The sequence below is a fragment of the Actinotalea ferrariae genome, assembly GCF_019733465.1.
GTDB classification, from domain to species: Bacteria; Actinomycetota; Actinomycetes; order Actinomycetales; family Cellulomonadaceae; genus Actinotalea; species Actinotalea ferrariae_A.
Map to the genome: position 1 here is coordinate 1 of NZ_JACVQL010000050.1, position 17,538 is coordinate 17,538.

General features: G+C 74.5%; 17 protein-coding genes. 12 read left to right on the forward strand and 5 right to left on the reverse strand.

Annotated features, from left to right (window positions below):
- Positions 1-707, reverse strand: a 707-nt coding sequence (locus ICW40_RS04115) for a general stress protein (protein ID WP_221652564.1), incomplete at its 3' end; no start/stop codon positions are given.
- A 100-nt stretch (positions 708-807) separates the two neighbouring features.
- Between ICW40_RS04115 and ICW40_RS04120 the strand changes: the two genes are divergently transcribed.
- On the forward strand, positions 808-2,100 hold the full coding sequence (locus ICW40_RS04120) for a magnesium transporter MgtE N-terminal domain-containing protein (RefSeq protein WP_221652565.1): 1,293 nt from the start codon (positions 808-810) through the stop codon (positions 2,098-2,100).
- Positions 2,093-2,605, forward strand: coding sequence for a DUF1003 domain-containing protein (locus ICW40_RS04125; protein ID WP_221652566.1), 513 nt, complete (start codon positions 2,093-2,095; stop codon positions 2,603-2,605). Before ICW40_RS04120 ends, ICW40_RS04125 begins: the two co-directional genes overlap by 8 nt.
- 20 nt (positions 2,606-2,625) lie before the next feature.
- Here the strand turns inward: ICW40_RS04125 and ICW40_RS04130 are convergent, their stop codons facing one another.
- A complete protein-coding gene (locus ICW40_RS04130; RefSeq protein WP_221652567.1) occupies positions 2,626-3,456 on the reverse strand; it encodes a DinB family protein in 831 nt (276 codons plus the stop codon).
- Positions 3,457-3,585: 129 nt separating this feature from the next.
- Here ICW40_RS04130 and ICW40_RS04135 point away from each other — a divergent pair, with 129 nt between their 5' ends.
- The 8 genes from ICW40_RS04135 to ICW40_RS04170 all read left to right on the forward strand — a co-directional run bounded on the left by ICW40_RS04135 (position 3,586) and on the right by ICW40_RS04170 (position 13,625).
- Positions 3,586-4,728 carry an Mrp/NBP35 family ATP-binding protein gene (locus ICW40_RS04135; protein ID WP_221652568.1) on the forward strand — a complete coding sequence of 381 codons (1,143 nt, stop codon included), beginning with the start codon at positions 3,586-3,588 and terminating at the stop codon, positions 4,726-4,728.
- A 353-nt stretch (positions 4,729-5,081) separates the two neighbouring features.
- Complete coding sequence (locus tag ICW40_RS04140) at positions 5,082-5,906, forward strand: DeoR/GlpR family DNA-binding transcription regulator (protein ID WP_221652569.1); 825 nt, start codon at positions 5,082-5,084, stop codon at positions 5,904-5,906.
- 65 nt (positions 5,907-5,971) lie between these two features.
- The gene (galT, locus tag ICW40_RS04145; RefSeq protein WP_221652622.1) at positions 5,972-7,150 is read left to right on the forward strand and encodes a galactose-1-phosphate uridylyltransferase; all 1,179 of its coding nucleotides are present in this window, start codon (positions 5,972-5,974) and stop codon (positions 7,148-7,150) included.
- Positions 7,147-8,373: a galactokinase gene (gene galK / locus ICW40_RS04150; RefSeq protein ID WP_221652570.1), complete on the forward strand. Its 1,227-nt coding sequence runs from the start codon at positions 7,147-7,149 to the stop codon at positions 8,371-8,373. The genes galT and galK overlap by 4 nt, the downstream gene beginning before the upstream one ends.
- 221 nt (positions 8,374-8,594) lie before the next feature.
- Positions 8,595-9,623 (forward strand): hypothetical protein, encoded by a 1,029-nt coding sequence (locus tag ICW40_RS04155; RefSeq protein WP_221652571.1) that lies wholly within the window; start codon positions 8,595-8,597, stop codon positions 9,621-9,623.
- A gap of 158 nt (positions 9,624-9,781) precedes the next feature.
- On the forward strand, positions 9,782-11,422 hold the full coding sequence (locus ICW40_RS04160) for a hypothetical protein (RefSeq protein WP_221652572.1): 1,641 nt from the start codon (positions 9,782-9,784) through the stop codon (positions 11,420-11,422).
- A gap of 56 nt (positions 11,423-11,478) precedes the next feature.
- Entirely contained in the window at positions 11,479-12,183 is a 705-nt protein-coding gene (locus tag ICW40_RS04165; RefSeq protein WP_221652623.1) for an ABC transporter ATP-binding protein, read from the forward strand.
- Entirely contained in the window at positions 12,183-13,625 is a 1,443-nt protein-coding gene (locus ICW40_RS04170) for an ABC transporter permease (RefSeq protein WP_221652573.1), read from the forward strand. Before ICW40_RS04165 ends, ICW40_RS04170 begins: the two co-directional genes overlap by 1 nt.
- 3 nt (positions 13,626-13,628) lie before the next feature.
- Here ICW40_RS04170 and ICW40_RS04175 read toward each other — a convergent pair whose 3' ends face one another.
- Positions 13,629-14,306 (reverse strand): helix-turn-helix domain-containing protein, encoded by a 678-nt coding sequence (locus ICW40_RS04175; RefSeq protein WP_308121620.1) that lies wholly within the window; start codon positions 14,304-14,306, stop codon positions 13,629-13,631.
- Positions 14,307-14,361: 55 nt separating this feature from the next.
- Here ICW40_RS04175 and ICW40_RS04180 point away from each other — a divergent pair, with 55 nt between their 5' ends.
- Positions 14,362-15,654, forward strand: a complete 1,293-nt coding sequence (locus ICW40_RS04180; protein WP_221652574.1) for an MFS transporter — start codon at positions 14,362-14,364, stop codon at positions 15,652-15,654.
- A 57-nt stretch (positions 15,655-15,711) separates the two neighbouring features.
- Here the strand turns inward: ICW40_RS04180 and ICW40_RS04185 are convergent, their stop codons facing one another.
- On the reverse strand, positions 15,712-16,506 hold the full coding sequence (locus ICW40_RS04185; RefSeq protein WP_308121621.1) for an exodeoxyribonuclease III: 795 nt from the start codon (positions 16,504-16,506) through the stop codon (positions 15,712-15,714).
- 118 nt (positions 16,507-16,624) lie between these two features.
- Between ICW40_RS04185 and ICW40_RS04190 the strand changes: the two genes are divergently transcribed.
- Positions 16,625-16,990 (forward strand): VOC family protein, encoded by a 366-nt coding sequence (locus ICW40_RS04190; protein WP_221652576.1) that lies wholly within the window; start codon positions 16,625-16,627, stop codon positions 16,988-16,990.
- A 32-nt stretch (positions 16,991-17,022) separates the two neighbouring features.
- Here ICW40_RS04190 and ICW40_RS04195 read toward each other — a convergent pair whose 3' ends face one another.
- Complete coding sequence (locus ICW40_RS04195) at positions 17,023-17,484, reverse strand: hemerythrin domain-containing protein (RefSeq protein ID WP_221652577.1); 462 nt, start codon at positions 17,482-17,484, stop codon at positions 17,023-17,025.
- Positions 17,485-17,538: the final 54 nt, after the last annotated feature.

The window sequence follows — 17,538 nt, forward strand, 5'->3', positions numbered from 1 at the left end:
GGCTGCGGCGGGACCGTCGGCGGCTGCTGCGGCGGGTAGGTCGGCTCGCCCGGCTGCGGCGGCACGTCCTGCGGCGGGTGCGGCGGCACCGGCGGGTGGCCGCCCGACGGCACGTGCGGCTGGTTCGCCGACGGCACGTGCGGCTGGGCAGGCGTGGGGACGTGCGGCTGGGCGGTCGTGTGCGGGTACGGCTGCTGGGACGGCGTCGGGCGACCGTTCGCCACCCCACCGACCTCGGCGAGAAGCCCGCGCGCCCGGTGCGCGTGCTCGCCGGCGCACAGCAGCGCGTACTGCGAGGCCACGATCTGGCTCGACGAGGTGAAGTCCCGCTTGCCGCCCGCGAGCGCGTACGAGATCACCGAGAAGAGCATGCCGAACGCGGCGCCGATCGCGATGGCCGGGAAGATCGGCAGCACCGCGCCGTCCGGGCTCGCGAAGAACGAGAGCAGGAGGCCGACGAAGAGGCCGAACCAGGCGCCCGACGCGAGTCCGGCGAGCGCGACCCGCGGGTAGGTGAGCCGGCCCGTGACCCGCTCGACCATCTGCAGGTCGGTGCCGACGATCGTCACGTGCTGGACCGGGAACTCCTTGTCGGAGAGGTGGTCGACGGCGCGCTGGGCCTCGAGGTACGTGGGGTACCGGGCGACCTGCTCGCCCTGCGGCAGGGTCGGCACGCCGGGCACCCGGGCCGTCCGGTTCATCGTCATGAGGGCGATTCTCGCCCACATGGTCGACTGAGGCCACAGTCCTGGGCCGGTCGCCCGGAACCGCCCGTGGGTGCGCAGGTCAGAGCACTACGCTGACCGCGTGAGCAGCGCCGGATCCCGTGTCTTCGTCGCGCGCCTCGCCGGGACCACCGTGTTCGACCCGATCGGGGACCAGGTGGGGCGGGTGCGCGACGTCGTCGTGCTGCTCGCGTCCAAGGGCGCCCCGCGTGCCGTGGGCCTCGTCGTCGAGGTGCCCGGGCGCCGGCGCGTGTTCCTGCCCCTCACGCGCGTGACCAGCATCGACAGCGGTCAGGTGATCAGCACCGGGCTGCTCAACCTGCGCCGGTTCGAGCAGCGCCCGTTCGAGACGCTCGCGATCGGCGAGCTCCTCGACCGCCAGGTCGACCTCGTGGACGGCTCCGGCACGGCGACCATCGTCGACGTCGCCATCGAGCAGCAGCGCTCTCGCGACTGGTACGTGAGCAAGCTCTTCGTGCGGCGTCAGCCGCCTGGCAAGGGCGGTCTCATCCGCCGGCGCGGCGAGACGCTGCTGGTCGACGTCGCGGACGTGCGGTCGCTCGCGTCGGCGGGCGTGCAGCGCGCCGACCTGCTTCTCGCGTCGTACGAGGACCTCAAGCCCGCCGACCTCGCCGACGTGCTGCACGAGCTGGGGACCACCCGGCGGCTCGAGGTCGCCCGGGCGCTCGACAACGAGCGCCTCGCCGACGTGCTCGAGGAGCTGCCCGAGGACGACCAGGTCGCGATCCTCTCGGGGCTGAGCCTCAACCGGGCGGCCGACGTGCTCGACGTCATGCAGCCCGACGACGCGGCGGACCTGCTGAGCGAGCTGCCGGTCGAGCAGGCGACCGAGCTGCTCGAGCTCATGGAGCCCGAGGAGGCGCGCGACGTCCGGCGCCTGCTCGCGTACGAGGACAACACGGCGGGTGGTCTCATGACGACCGAGCCCGTGATCCTGGGGCCCGAGACGACGATCGCCGCCGCGCTGGCGCACGTGCGCCGCCAGGACCTCACGCCCGCGCTGGCGTCGATGGTGTTCGTGGTCCGGCCGCCGGTCGAGACGCCGACGGGACGGTTCCTGGGCGTCGTGCACTTCCAGCGGCTGCTCCGCGAGGCGCCGCACGACCTCATCGGCGGTCTCCTCGACACCGAGATCGAACGCGTCGTGGCGGACGCGCCGTTGAGCCAGCTCACGCGGCTCCTCGCGACCTACAACCTGCTCGCGCTCCCGGTGGTCGACGACGAGCGCCGGCTCCTGGGTGCGGTCAGCGTCGACGACGTGCTGGACCACCTGCTCCCGCAGGACTGGCGCGAGAACGACACCGAGGAGACCGACCGGGCGATGACCGAGCAGATGGAGGCGGGGCGTGGCTGAGCGGTTCGACACCCCCAAGGTCTCCCGGCGGTCGCTGCGCCCGACGTGGGACCCCGACCTCGTCGGCCGCGGCGCCGAGGCGTTCGCGCGGTTCATGGGGACCGGCCGGTTCCTGCTCTACATGACCGCGTTCGTCATCGTGTGGGTCACGCTCAACGTGCTCGCGCTGTGGGGCCTGCGCTGGGACCCGTACCCCTTCATCCTGCTCAACCTCTTCTTCTCGGTGCAGGCGTCCTACGCGGCGCCGCTCATCCTGCTGGCGCAGAACCGCCAGGACGACCGGGACCGCGTGGCGCTCGAGCAGGACCGCCAGCGCGCCGAGCGGTCGCTCGCGGACACCGAGTACCTCGCGCGCGAGATGGCCGGCCTCCGGATCGCGCTCGGCGACGTCGCGACGCGCGACTTCGTGCGCTCGGAGCTGCGCAACCTGCTCGAGGAGATGCAGGCGGACCGGTCCGCCGAGGACGGGGAGCCGGCCCGGCGGCAGGCCGACGAGCGCGTCTGACGTGCGTCCGACGCGCCCGGCTACTGCGTCGCGTCGGTGACCAGCGCACGCAGCCTGTCGAGGAGTGCGGGCTCTCCCGTGACCTCGAGCGCGGAGGAGTCGCCGCGCCCCCACAGCCAGCGGTCGAGCTCCCAGGCGCTCGCGCTCACCACGAGGTCGGCGCCCGCGTCCCGGCTCCCTGCGACGACGTCGTGCACCGCCGCCGCGTCGAGGTCGTAGGCCTTCCCGGACTCCGGCCCGGTGCCCGTGAAGCGGCCGAGCGCGAGGTCCCATGCGGCGTCGGCGTTCGTGCACGCGAGGCGCACCCGCACCCCGTCGGGCGTGAAGGTGCCCCACTCGGGGACGCCGTCGACCATGACGCGGAGCAGCTCGTCGACGCCGTCGAGCGCGAGCGCGACCGTCGGCGGTGCGACGGCGAGCCCGGCCGTGAGCTCGGCGTCGACCCGGTGGATCAGCGCCTCGTGCGCCTGCCGCCGCGCCACCCAGCCCACCGTGCCGCCGTCGTCGTGCCACGACCAGCACGGCTGCTCGGGCGAGCGCTCCGCGAGCGCCAGCACGAGGGCCGTGCCCGACGCGGGCGCCGCGGCGAGCAGCTCGACGTCCGCGGGGCGCTCGGGCACCGGCAGCTCGTCCATCGGACGACCGGTCGCGACGACCTCGGCCCAGGCGTGCTGCACCTCGGTGAGGTGCCACAGCAGGTCGCCCGCGGTCCAGCCCTCGCACGAGGGGACCGGCGACGCCAGGTCCACGCCCTGCAGCGCGGTGAGGAAGCGCTCGAACTCCTCGCGCACGACGTCGACGTACTGCGCGTGGTCCAGCGGGGCACGCGCCGGACGGCTGGTGTCGGTCATGGGCCGAGAGTAGGGCCGGCCGCCGACACGGCGGCAGACCGGACGATCAGGCCGCCGGCCCGGCACGGACTCGGCGCACCGCCTCGGCAGCCGTCCGGGGGCTCCGCGCGGTCGACCTACGATGGACGCATGTCCGCCCCCACCGTCGAGTCCGTCACCGCAGCGCTCGCGGGCGTCATCGACCCCGAGATCCGCCGCCCCATCACCGAGCTCGGCATGGTCCGATCGGTCGAGGTGGCGCCCACGCCGGAGGGTGCGGCCGTCACGGTCGGCGTCGACCTCACGACGGCGGGCTGCCCGATGCGCGACACCATCACGCGCGAGGTCACCGCGACGGTCCAGGGGCTCGAGGGCGTCACGTCGGTCGCCGTCGACCTCGGCGTCATGACGGCCGAGCAGCGGTCCGAGCTGCGGTCGATGCTGCGCGGCGGCGCAGCCGAGCCGGTCATCCCCTTCGCGCAGCCCGACAGCCTCACGCGGGTCTACGCCGTCGCGTCCGGCAAGGGCGGCGTCGGCAAGTCCTCCGTGACCGCGAACCTCGCCGTCGCCATGGCGCAGCAGGGCCTCAAGGTCGGTGTCGTCGACGCGGACGTCTACGGGTTCTCGATCCCGAAGATGCTCGGCGTGACGCAGAGCCCGACCAAGGTCGACGACATGATCCTGCCGCCCGTGGCGCACGGCGTGAAGGTGATCTCGATCGGCATGTTCGTCCCGGCCGGGCAGCCGGTCGTGTGGCGCGGGCCGATGCTGCACCGCGCGCTGCAGCAGTTCCTCGCCGACGTGTTCTGGGGCGACCTCGACGTGCTGCTCCTCGACCTGCCGCCCGGGACGGGCGACATCGCCATCTCGGTCGCCCAGATGCTGCCCACCAGCGAGCTGCTCGTGGTCACCACGCCCCAGCCGGCGGCTGCCGAGGTGGCCGAGCGCGCCGGGTCCATCGCGCTGCAGACGCGTCAGCAGCTCGTCGGCGTCGTCGAGAACATGTCCTGGTTGGAGAACCCCGACGGCACGCGCATCGAGGTCTTCGGCTCGGGCGGCGGCCAGGCCGTGGCCGACAACCTCTCGCGCGCGACCGGTGCGCCCGTCCGGCTGCTCGGCCAGGTGCCGCTCGACCTCGAGCTGCGCGCGGCCGGGGACGCGGGCACGCCCGTGACCCTCGCCGCGCCGGACTCCCCGGGCGCCGTCGTGCTCCGCGAGATCGCGGCGACGCTCGCGCACCGCTCGCGCGGCCTCGCCGGCCGCTCGCTGGGTCTCACCCCCGTCACCCGCTGACGCGAGGGCCGGACGCCCACGTCCGCCCGCAGCCGGCGCTCCACCGGGCCGTCCAGACGCTCGCACGCGAACATCCGTGCACGTGGAGGCGTCCCCAACCCCTCATGTGCACACAAGCTCGCGTTCGAACATCCGTGCACTCGGAGGCGGCGGCCCTTTCCACGTGTCCACCAGCTCGCACTCGAACGTCCGTGCACGTGGCGGCGGTACCAACCCCTCCAGGTGTCCACGAGGTCGCGTTCGAGCGTGCGTGCGTGCGCGCGCGCAGTGTGGGCGGACTGGGCCGCCGGACGGACGCAGGCGACGCGGCGGCGCGTGTTGTCTTGTGTTTGGTTCTGGTGGACACTGTTCGCATGCTTGCGCAGCAGCGGCAGGAGCTGATCCTGTCCCGCGTCCGGAGCACCGGCGCGGTACGGGTCGCGGACCTCGTCACGAGCCTCGACGTCTCGGACATGACGGTCCGCCGCGACATCGCCGAGCTCGCTCGCCGCGGGCTCGTGCACCGCGTCCACGGCGGCGCCGTCGACGCGCACCAGGCGGCGCACGAGCCCGCCTTCCTCGCCAAGCGGGAGCTCGCCGCGGCCCAGAAGGCCGCGATCGCGGAGGCCGCGCTCGCGCAGGTCGAGCCGGGCAGCGCCATCGCGCTCTCCGCCGGGACGACGACGCACCACCTCGCCCAGCTCGTCGCGGCCTCGCCGCACCTGCGCCCCCTGACGGTGGTCACGAACTCCCTGCCCGCGGCCGAGGCGCTGCACCGCCCGGGCGACCACGGTCTCGCGGTGGTGCTCACGGGCGGCACGCGCACGCCGTCGGACGCGCTCGTGGGACCGGTCGCGCTCCGCTCGCTCGAGGCGCTGCGCGTCGACGTCACCTTCCTCGGCGTGCACGGGATCGACACGCACGCCGGGCTCACCACGCCCAACCTGCTCGAGGCCGAGACCGACCGCACGCTCGTCCGGATCGCCGCGCGCACGGTGGTGCTGGCCGACAGCTCCAAGTGGGGCACCGTCGGCCTCAGCCGGATCGCCGACCTGTCCGACGTCGCCGTGCTCGTCACGGACGACGCCCTGCCGACCGAGGCCGCCGCGGACCTGCGCGACCACGTCGGCAGCCTGATCCTGGTACCCACGCCCGACGCCCGGACGCCCCAGCCGGCGACCACCCAAGGAGAACCGTGACCTCACCGGGAACGCCCGCCGACGCGACGTCCACCGGCCCGCACGTGCGGCGCACGCCCACGACGATGGCGGACGGGCGCGAGCTCATCTACTTCGACGACAGCGAGCCCTTCGTCTCGGGCGGCGCGACCCGCCGCCTCGACGACCCGCGACCGCTCGGCGACCGCTTCGTCCTCACCGAGCCCGACGGATCGACGCGCCCCGTCACAGGCCCGGAGATGCGGCTGGACCCGCTCACGGGCGAGTGGATCCCGATGGCGTCGCACCGCATGAACCGCACGTTCCTGCCTGCCGCCGACGCGTGCCCGCTGTGCCCTGCGCGCACCGAGACGGCCGGCTCGGGCTACTCGGACGGCGAGATCCCGGCGACCGACTACGACGTCGTCGTGTTCGAGAACCGTTTCCCCGCGCTCATGCAGGTCCCCGGCATCACGCTCGAGGACGGCTGGGACGTCGACGACGAGCCGCTGTGGGCTGCGCGCCCCGCCGCCGGCCGGTGCGAGGTCGTGTGCTTCAGCGCGGACCACACGAGCTCCTTCGCCGACCTCACGCCGCGCCGCGTCCGCACGATCGTCGAGGCGTGGGCGGACCGCACCGCCGAGCTCGGACGCCTCCCGGGCATCCAGCAGGTCTTCGCGTTCGAGAACCGCGGCCGCGAGATCGGCGTCACGCTCCCCCACCCGCACGGGCAGATCTACGCCTTCCCGTTCGTCGCGCCGCGGACGCAGGCGATGCTGCGCCAGGCCGCGGCCTACCGCGAGCGCACGGGTGGCCACCTGCTGCACGACGTCGTCGAGGCCGAGCGCCGCGCGGGCACACGCGTCGTGCTCGAGTCGGAGCACTGGGTCGCGTACGTCCCCGCGGCCGCGCGCTGGCCCGTCGAGGTCCACCTGGCGCCGAAGCGCGACGTGCTCGACCTGCCCGGCCTCGACGACGCCGAGCGCGACGACCTCGCACGCACCTACCTCGAGCTGCTGCGCCGCCTCGACCGGTTCTTCGTCGAGCCCGACGCGCCCGACGGCGAGCCCGGCCGCCCCATCCCCCTGCCGTACATCGCCGGGTGGCACCAGGCCGTCGTCGGCGAGGGCCGCGAGCTCGGCCGCCTCCACCTGCAGGTGTTCTCGGTGCTGCGCGCGCCCGGCAAGCTCAAGTACCTCGCCGGCGTCGAGTCGGGCGTCGGCGCGTGGATCAGCGACACGACGCCCGAGCGGATCGCCGCACGCCTGCAGGAGGTCGCGCGATGACGGAGACCTCCTGGGTCGCCGCCTGGGCGCCCGCCGACGGCACCGCCCGCGTGACCGCCGCGTTCGCCGAGCACTTCGGCGGGGCGCCGGACGGCGTCTGGTCGGCCCCCGGCCGGATCAACGTCATCGGCGAGCACACGGACTACAACGGCGGCCTCTGCATGCCCGCGGCGCTGCCCCACCGCACCTACGTCGCGCTGCGCACGCGCTCCGCCGACGACGGGCTGCCGCGCTCCGCGGTGCGCCTCGCGTCGGCCCAGGAGGCGGGCGGCGACGTCGTGACCGTCGACCTGGCCGACGTCGGCCCGGGGCGCCCCGGGGGCTGGACCGCGTACGTCGTCGGCGTCGCGTGGGCGCTGCGCGAGGCGGGGCACGACGTCGCGGGCTTCGACGCCGTCGTCGACTCGTGCGTCCCGTACGGTGCCGGGCTGTCCTCCTCGGCCGCGCTCGAGTGCTCGGTCGCGGTCGCGCTCGACGAGGTGCACGGGCTGGGCCTCGGCGACGACGCGGGCCGCGCGGTGCTGGCCGAGGCCTGCATCCGCGCCGAGAACGGCGTCGCGGGCGCCGCGACCGGCGGCATGGACCAGGCCGCCTCGCTGCGCTGCCGCGAGGGCCACGCGCTCCTGCTCGACTGCCGGGACGGGTCGACGCGGCACATCCCGCTCGACCTCGAGTCGCACGGGCTCGCCCTCCTCGTGATCGACACGCGCGCGGAGCACCAGCTCGCGGACGGCCAGTACGCGTCGCGCCGAGCGGCCTGCGAGCGGGCGGCGGCGCACCTCGGCGTCGCGACGCTGCGGGAGGTCACCGAGCTCGACGCGGCCCTGGCCGCGCTCGCCACCCTGCCCGACGCCGAGGTCGTCGGCCGCCGGGTGCGGCACGTCGTGACCGACAACGCGCGCGTCCGCGAGGTCGAGCGGCTGCTCGACGCGGGCGACGTGGAGGCCGTCGGACCCGTGCTCACCGCGGCGCACGCGTCCCTGCGGGACGACTACGAGGTGAGCTGCCGTGAGCTCGACGTCGCGGTCGACGCCGCGACCGCGGCCGGTGCGCTCGGCGGGCGGATGATCGGCGGCGGTTTCGGCGGCTCGGCCATCGCCCTGGTCCTCCGGGACGACGTCGATGCGGTGGCCGGTGCGGTCGCCGGCGCCTTCGCACGCGAGGGCCTCGCGGAGCCGCGGTTCCTCGTCGCGACGGCGGCCGGGCCGGCCGGGCGGTCCTGAGGACGTAGGCGGACGAAGCGCCCACCGGTCTCGCGTGGCACCCCAACGATTCGCTGCGCCCGTGCGTCAATCTCCCCAGGGGGCACGTGCGTCGGTGAGGACGCTCATCCATCGGTCCTAGGCGATCCGCCGAAGGTCATCCCGCAGGACGATCTGCGGCGCGCGCAGCCCTCGATAGGTTCGCACCGCACCGCCACGATCGCACCTCGAGAGGCCTTCAGATGACGTCCATCCTGCTCCGCACGGCCGCGGCCTCCACCGGCGCCGTCCTGCTCGTGACCCTCAGCGCCTGCAGCGGCGGCGGCCAGGGCTCGGGCGGCTCCTCGTCCGACGACCTGCCGAAGGGTCCCCTCGACGAGATGTTCGAGGAGATGTACGGCAGCGAGGACAACGAGCAGATGGACCAGCAGATGGTCGAGGTCGAGGAGCTCACCGCCGCCTGCATGGCCGAGCAGGGCTTCGAGTACACGCCGGTGGACTGGTCGCAGCAGGGCGGCATGGGCCCGGGCGAGGAGCCCGAGGAGGAGTGGGGCACGCTCGAGTTCGCCAAGAAGTGGGGCTACGGCGCCACGACGAACCCGTACGGCGACCCGACCGAGAACACCGGCGAGGAGTCCGAGTTCGTGGACCCGAACCAGGCCGTGGTCGAGGCCATGTCGGAGACCGAGCAGGCGGCCTACTACGAGGCGCTCTACGGACCTCCGGTGGAGGGCGAGGGCGAGGAGATGACGGAGTACAACTGGGAGACCGCCGGGTGCTCGGGCAAGGCCCAGCACGAGGTGTACGAGGTCGGCACGGGCATGGACGAGGAGTCCTTCACCGCCCTCCAGGAGGAGATGGACACCATGTGGCAGTCCATCCAGGACGACCCGCGCATCGCGGAGGTCCACGGCGAGTGGGCGTCCTGCATGGCCGACGCCGGGTACGACGGCTTCGCGGCCCCCACGGACGCCGAGAACTCGATCTTCGACAAGACGAACGCGATCTACGAGGAGGCGTACGCCGAGGAGAACTTCGACGAGAACGCCACCGAGGAGGACTGGGCGGCCGTCGAGGCCGGCATCCAGGACCAGCTCGCGGCGATCACGGAGGAGGAGATCGAGACCGCCGTGGCCGACTACACGTGCCGTGACGAGGTCGACCTCACCCGCACGACGGCCGAGGTCGGGGTCGAGTACCAGCAGGACTTCTACGACGCGCACGAGGCCGAGCTCGAGGCCTGGCGCGAGGCGCTCGCGGCGCAGGGGTGACGCCGCCGGCGGGCCGGCCCTCGGGTCGGTCCGCCGTGGACCGGGGAGCGGTGCACGGCCCTGAGCCGGGCACCGCTCCCCGGCGCCCCACCACGTCCGGGGCACGCAACGCAGGGGCAGGTCGGACGGCGCCGGAGCGCCGAGAGGGAGTCGAAGCGATGAAGGCACCGCGGATGAGCGGGTCCACCCGGACCATCTGGATCATGGCGCTCACGGCGGTGATCAGCCTCGCCGCCGGCCTGGGTCTGAGCCGGCTGATCGTGTCGCCGGCGGACGCGGCCGCGAACGCGGCGCCGCCGGCCGCCGGGCCGATCACGGTCCCGGTCGAGACCAAGGCGCTCGCCAACGACGTCGTCCTGCGCGGCGACGCCGTCTACGAGGACCCGGCCGACGTCGTCGTCGAGACGGCGGACATCGGCGGCCCGGCGGTGGTCACCGGGCACGTGCCCGAGGTCGGCGCGACGCTCGAGGCCGGTGCCGTCGCGCTCGAGGTCGCCGGACGACCGGTGATCGTGCTGCCCGGGGAGCTCCCGGTCTACCGGACGCTGCGGGTCGGCGTGTCGGGTCCCGACGTGCTGCAGCTCAAGGCGGCGCTCGTGGCGCTCGGGCTGAACCCGGGCGACGCGGCGTCGTCGTCGTACGACGCGGCGACGGCCGCCGCCGTCGAGGCGCTGTACTCGCGGGTGGGCTACGAGGCCCCGACCGCCGGCGAGGACGCCGACGAGATGGTGAGCTCGGCGCGCGACGGCGTCCGCGCCGCGGAGGAGCAGGTGGGTAGCGCGCAGCGGGCGCTCAGCGCCGCGCGCAAGGGCCTGCCGCAGTCCGAGCGGATCAGCCTCGACACCGAGGTCACCGCTGCACAGCTGGCACTGGAGCAGGAACGTGGTAGGTGCGCTGCTCCCCCGAACCCGGAGACCGGTGAGACGTCCTGCAACCCCGTCGAACTCGCGCGAGCAGAGGGCGCCTATAACGGCGCCGTCGCGGCGCGCGCCGAGCGGCTCGCGGCACCCGAGACGGCCGAGGAGCAGGCGGCCCTGGCGTCCGCCCAGCGTGCGCTCGAGGACGCACGTGACCAGCTCGCGGACGCCCAGGAGGACGTCATCACGCCGCTGCCGGCGAGCGAGGTCGTGTACCTCGCGGGCCTGCCGCGGCGCGTCGACGCCGTCCCGGTCAAGCGCGGCGCCTCCGTGTCCGGCACACCGGTGATGAGCGTCTCGGGCGCGACGCTGCAGATCGCCGGCATGGTCTCGGCCGAGGACGCGGCGCTGGTCACGGCGGGCGCTCCGGTGACGATCGCGATGCCCGACGGCACCGAGGCACCCGGCACGGTGCAGTCCGTGGGTGCACCGGACGAGGAGACCCCCGGCTCGGGCGACGGCGGCTCGGGCGACGGCGGGGGCAGCGGGTCCGGTGCGGGCGCCGAGGGCCGCATGCGCGTCGTCGTGGTGCCCGACGCGCTGACCGAGGAGCAGCGGGCGCAGCTCCAGGGCGCCAACGTGCGGCTGACCATTCCCGTGAGCGCGACCGAGGGCGAGGTGCTGGCCGTCCCGACGGCGGCCCTGACGGCCGGCCCCGGTGGTGAGGCGCGGGTGGAGGTGCTCGACGCGGACGGCGAGTCGACGCTCGTGACGGTCGAGACAGGGCTCGCGGCGGACGGCTTCGTCGAGGTCACGGCCGTCGACGGCACCCTCGCCGAGGGCGACCGCGTGGTCGTCGGCGTGACGGGTGGCGGAGCCGACGAGGACGCAGAGGACGAGGCGTCCGACGAGGAGTCCTCCGACGAGAGCGCCGACTCGTGAGCGTCGTCGAGCTGTTCGAGCCGGGCGGCGGCGAGGGCGGCACGTCGCCCGGGACCATGCCCGCTACGGCGGCAGCTGCGGCCGCCGAGGCCCCTGTCATCGAGCTGCGGACGCTGAGCCGGACGTTCCCGGGGACGCCGCCGGTCGAGGCGCTGCGCGGTGTCGAGCTGCGGGTGGACCGGGGCGACTACGTCTCGATCGTGGGCCCGTCCGGCTCGGGGAAGTCGACGCTGCTGCACATCCTCGGCCTGCTCGACCGGCCGACGGCGGGCGACTACTACCTCGACGGCGTGGCGACCGGGCAGGCGTCCGACGAGGACCGCGCGATCCTGCGCGGTGGCCGCATCGGCTTCGTCTTCCAGTCCTTCCACCTGCTCCCCCACCGCTCGGTGCTGGACAACGTGCTGCTCGCGACGCTCTACAGCGGCGTCCCGCGGGCCGAGCGCCACGACCGTGCGCTCGCCGCGCTCGACCGCGTCGGGCTGAGCCACCGGCTCGACTTCCTGCCGACGGTGATGTCCGGCGGCGAGCGGCAGCGTGTCGCGGTCGCGCGTGCGGTCGTCGCCTCGCCGCACGTGCTGCTGGCCGACGAGCCGACGGGCAACCTCGACTCCGAGAACTCCGCGGGGGTGCTCGACCTGTTCGACGAGCTGCACCGCGACGGCCTGACCCTGGTGGTCATCACGCACGACCCGACGGTCTCGGCCCGCGCGCAGCGCCGGATCCGGATCGCCGACGGCCTGCTGACGGAGGTGGCCTGATGACCGTCCCGCCGACAGCACCGCCCGTCTCATCGCCGGTGGCCACCGACGGTGAGGCCCCGACGGGCGGGCCTGCTGACCTGACGACGGCTCCGGGGACGGGTTCGGCCGACCACACCGGCGCGGGACGCGCCGCTCGGCTCCGCGCGCGCGTCGCCGACGTCGGGGGGCCGCTGCGGCGGCGGTTCCGGCGTCGCACCCCGACCGTGGTCGCCCGGGGCTCCGCGCGCGACCGGTTCCGTCTCCGCGACCTGATCACCGAGGCGGCGCACGGCATCGGCGCGCGTCCCGGGCGGCTCGTGCTGACGATCGTCGGCACCGTCCTGGGCGTCGGCTCGCTCGTGGTGACCGTGGGGCTCGCGCAGACCGCCGCGGGTCAGATCGCCCGGCAGTTCGACGCCGTGGCGGCGACGCAGGCGATCGTGGAGCCGGCCACCGCACGGACGCAGGGGGGCGAGCGCGCGACCGGGAGCCTCCCCTGGGACGTCGAGGACCGGCTCATCCGGATCGCCGGCGTCGAGGCGGCCGGGGCGATCGCGCCCGTGAGCATCGGCGAGGCGACGATCACCGCGGTCCCCGTCAACGACCCGTCGGCGCCCTCGCTCGCGGCGCCGCAGGTGGTGGCGACGACGCCCGGCCTCCTCGACGCCGTCCGCGGCCGCGTGGTGACGGGCCGCTACTTCGACGCGGGGCACGACGAGCGGGCCGACCGCGTCGTCGTCCTCGGCGCGCGGGCCGCGACGCGGCTCGGGGTGCACCGCGTCGACCGGCAGCCGTCGATCTTCATCGGCGAGGAGTCGTACACGGTCATCGGCATCGTGGACGACCTCGCGCGTCGGTCCGACCTGCTCGACGCGGTGATCATGCCGATCGGCACGGCCCGCGCCGAGCTCGAGCTCGGCGCTCTGGAGGAGGCGCACGTGACGATCGCCGTCGGCGCGGGGCCCGTGCTCGCCGAGCAGGCACCGATCGCGCTGTCGCCCAACGACCCCGAGTCGATGGCCGTGCAGGTGCCGCCGTCGTCGTCCGCCGTCCGCGAGAACGTCCAGGCGGACATCAACGCGATCTTCCTCGCGCTGGGGGCGGTGGCGCTGCTCGTGGGTGGACTGGGCATCGCCAACATCACGCTCCTGTCGGTCCGCGAGCGGATCGGCGAGATCGGTCTGCGCCGCGCCCTCGGGGCGAGCAAGCGGGACATCGGGAGCCAGTTCCTGGTCGAGTCCGTGGTCATCGGTCTGCTCGGCGGCCTCATCGGCGCCGCGCTCGGGGTCTTCGTCGTCGTCCTCGTGTCGCTGACGAAGGAGTGGACGCCGATCCTCGACACCATGGTCGTGATCGGCGCCGCCCTGCTCGGCGGCGTCATCGGGCTCGGCGCGGGGACCTACCCGGCGCTCAAGGCGGCGGGGATCGAGCCGATCGCGGCGCTGCGCGGGGGCACCTGACGGTCAGCCACCGGGCCGGGCGTCGGTGCCGCGCCGCGCCGCGTCACGGCCGCGGCGGCCGGCGTCCTCGTGGATCGTGAGGAACACCGAGTACGGCGTCCCGCCGGGCTCCGGCTCGCGGTCGGCGAACTCGCGCAGGACCGCCAGCATCCGCTCCTCGAGCTCGGACCGCTGCTCCGGTCCGAGCCGGAGGCCGAGCCGGACCATCTCGACCGACTCGGGGTCCGCCTCGGCCAGCTCCTCGAGGAACGCGTCGACGAGGACCCTCGCCTGCACGGGCACGTGGGTGGCCCGCCAGGACTTGCGGGTCGCGAGGTACGGGATCTCGCGGGACCCGCGGGTCCCCCGCCGCACCGGCTGGGCCGCGAGGAAGCCGCGGTCGACGAGCGTGCGGACGTGATGCAGCACGGTCGCCGGGTCCTTGCCGAGCCGCTCGGCGATCTCCTTGTTGGTGCTCGGCTCGTCGAGGCAGAGCCGGAGGATGCGCATCCGGACGACGGAGGCGAGCGCGCGGGCGTCGGCCTCGGTCTCGGCGTCGAGCGGGTCCGCCACCTCGGGCTCGGCCTCGGGCTCGGCCTGGGGCTCGGCCTGGGGCTCGACCTGGGGCTCGACCTCGGGCTCGACCTGGGGCCCGGTCTCGGGCTCCGTCGCGGCCGGGGGGTGCGCTCGCGGGGACGTCACCCGCCCATCCTAGCCAGTGATTGACTCTTCCCAATCAGTGACCCATGCTGAGCGCGTGACCGCCCCGCCCGCTGCCGCGACGACGCCGCCGCGACCTCGCTCGCTCGTGCACCACGCGGACTTCCGGCGCCTGTGGGTCGGCGACGCGCTCGGGCAGCTCGGCGCGCAGGTCACCTACGTGGCCCTGCCGGTCTACGCCGTCGCGCACCTCGGGGCGACCGAGTGGCAGATGGGCCTGCTCACGGCGGCCGAGACCGCGGCCTTCCTCGTCATCGGGCTCCCCGCGGGCGCCTGGGTGGACCGGATGCGCAAGCGCCGCACGCTCATCGCCGCGGACCTCGTGCGCGCGGCGGTCCTCGCCGTCGTCGTGCTGGCGGCGCTCACCGGCCACGGGTCCATGCCGCTGCTCTACGCGTGCGGCCTCGTGATCAGCGCCGCGACCGTCTTCTTCGACGTCGCGCACCAGAGCTACGTCCCGGGCCTCGTCGGGCTCGACCGGGTCGTCGAGGGCAACTCCAAGCTCCAGGCGACGGCCTCGGTCGCGATGGTCGCCGCGCCGGCGCTCGGTGGTGTGCTCCTGCGCGTCGTCGCGGCACCCGTGCTCGTCCTCGCCACGGTGGTCACGTACCTGCTGTCGGCGGCCGCCGTCGGGCGCATCCGCCAACAGGAGGTGCTGCCGCGCGTCGAGGACCGCCGTCCGCTACGGGTCGAGATCGCCGAGGGCCTGCAGTTCGTCGTGCGCCAGCCGTACCTGCGGCGCATCGTCGCCTGCACGTCGCTGAGCAACTTCGCGAGCGGCATCGGCAACGCGCTGCTCGTCATCTACGTGCTGCGGCACCTCGGGCTCGACGAGGCGGCGCTCGGGCTCGTCCTGTCCGGCGGCGCGATCGGCGGCCTCGTCGGCGCCGTCGTCACGGCACCCCTCTCGCGCTGGGTGGGCGAGGCGCGGATCATCCCGGTGGGCGCGCTGCTCGCCGTCCCGGCGCTCGCCCTCACGCCGCTCGCGGCGCCGCTCGCGGACGCGGGCGTCCCCGCGGCCGTCCCGCTCGTCGTCGGCGGGGCGCTGCTCAGCCTCGCCGTCGTCGTCTACAACGTCGCCCAGGTCAGCTTCCGGCAGCGCCTGTGCCCGCCCGCGCTGCTCGGTCGGATGAACGCGTCGGTGCGGTTCATCGTGTGGGGCACGCTGCCGCTCGGCGGCCTGCTCGGCGGGGCGCTGGGCGCGGCGCTCGGCGTGCTGCCCACCTACTGGGTGGCGGTCGGGGTGACCGCGGTCGCCGCGCTGCCCGTCGTGCTGTCGCCGTTGATCCGGATGCGCGAGCTGCCCGTGCCGGATCCCGTGGCGCCCTGAGGGCTGCGTGGCCCCGCGGGTCGCCTCGGGGTCGCCTCCAGGTCGCCTACAGGTCGCCTACAGGTCGTACGTGACGACGAGCGGCGCGTGGTCGCTGAACCGCTCCGCGTACGACGGTGCCCGGTCCACCTCGGCCTGGAGCGCGTGCGGGGCGAGGCCCGGCGACGCGATCTGGTAGTCGATGCGCCAGCCGGCGTCGTTGTCGAACGCCTTGCCGCGCCACGACCACCACGTGTACGGCCCGGGCCCGTCGCCCGCGAGGCGTCGCCCGAGGTCGACCCACCCCGTGTCGAACCAGCGGTCGAGGTAGGCGCGCTCCTCGGGCAGGCAGCCCGCGGCCTTGAGGTTGCCCTTCCAGTTCTTGAGGTCCTCGTTGCGGTGCGCGATGTTGACGTCCCCCGCGACGACCGCCTGCCGCCCGCCCGCGGCGAGCTCGGCGAGCCGAGCCGTGACGAGGTCGAGGAACATGTACTTCTCGTCCATCGACGGCGTCCCGAGCGTGCCCGAGTGGATGTACGTCGACACCACCGTGAGCGAGCCGCCGCCCGGGAGCTCGAGGTCGGCCTCGACCCACCGGCCCGTGTTGCTCGCGACGCCCTGGTCGAGGCCGATCCGCACGGCGCTCATCGGCAGCCGCGACGCGACCGCGACGCCCGACCGCCCCCTGGCCTCCGACTCCGCGTGGGCCACGTGCCACTCCGGCAGCGGCAGGAACTCGCCCACCGTCTCCTGGGGGGCGCGGACCTCCTGCAGCAGCACGACGTCAGGGCGCCGCGCCTCGAGCCACGCGTCCATGCCTCGACGGAAGGCGGCCCGCAGGCCGTTGACGTTGATGGTCGCGATCGTCAGCACCCGGACATCCAACCCCATGCGGCCGACATCGCCGCACCGGCCCCGTCGCGGGCGCCGCGACGTGCCAGGACCTGTCCACCCGGTGGCGCGTGGCGGGTCACCCGGCCACGATGGGCGCATGATCGGACGCCTCGAGACCGTCGTCCTGGACTGCGCGGACACGCGTGCGGCCGCCGAGTTCTACGCCGCCGTGCTCGGCATGGAGATCGTCCGTGAGGACGGCGGCTGGATCGACATCGGACCCGCGGGATCAGGCCCGGACGGGCGCGTGCTGTCGTTCCAGCACGCGCCCGACCACGTGCCGCCGACCTGGCCGGACCCGGCGGTGCCGCAGCAGGTCCACCTCGACATCGAGGTCGAGGACATCGAGCGGGCCGAGGAGCAGGTGCTCGCGCTCGGGGCCCGCCGTCTGCCGTGGCAGGAGCCGGGCTTCCGCGTCTACGCCGACCCGGCCGGCCACCCGTTCTGCATCTTCGTCGCCTGACGACGACGTGGCGGCAGGCCAGGCGGCGCCACTCAGGCGAGCGGGCCGTAGAGCTCCTGGCTCGGGACGTCGTCGTCGGTGAGCCCGTCCAGCACGTCGAGGAGGCGGCGCTCCTCGTAGCGGAAATGCGTGAGCATCACGGCCTCGATGCCGTCGAGGTGGCGGAGCTTCTCGTCCGTGGGGACGTCGGCTGCCTTCTGGAGCCCGCGGATGAGGTGCTCGATCATGCTGTGGTCCTGCACCAGCTGGGCCACCACGGGAGCGAGCTCGGGGTGCGCGTCCGTGATCCGCGGGAAGAGGGCGACGTCCTCGGCGCGGTGGTGCCCGCTGAGCGCCGCGCAGAAGCCCCAGCAGTAGAGCAGCGGGTCCGTCGCGGCCGACGGCGGCGCGTGCTCGTCCTCGATCGCCTCCCGCGCCAGGTCGAGCGCGTCACGCAGACGCCGGTGCACCTCGCGCATCTCGGCGCCCCATGCCCGCGCGCGCTCGGGCGTCATGCCGCCGGCGGCCTGCGCCAGGGGTCAGCCCATCCCGCTCAGGGCGCCCGCCAT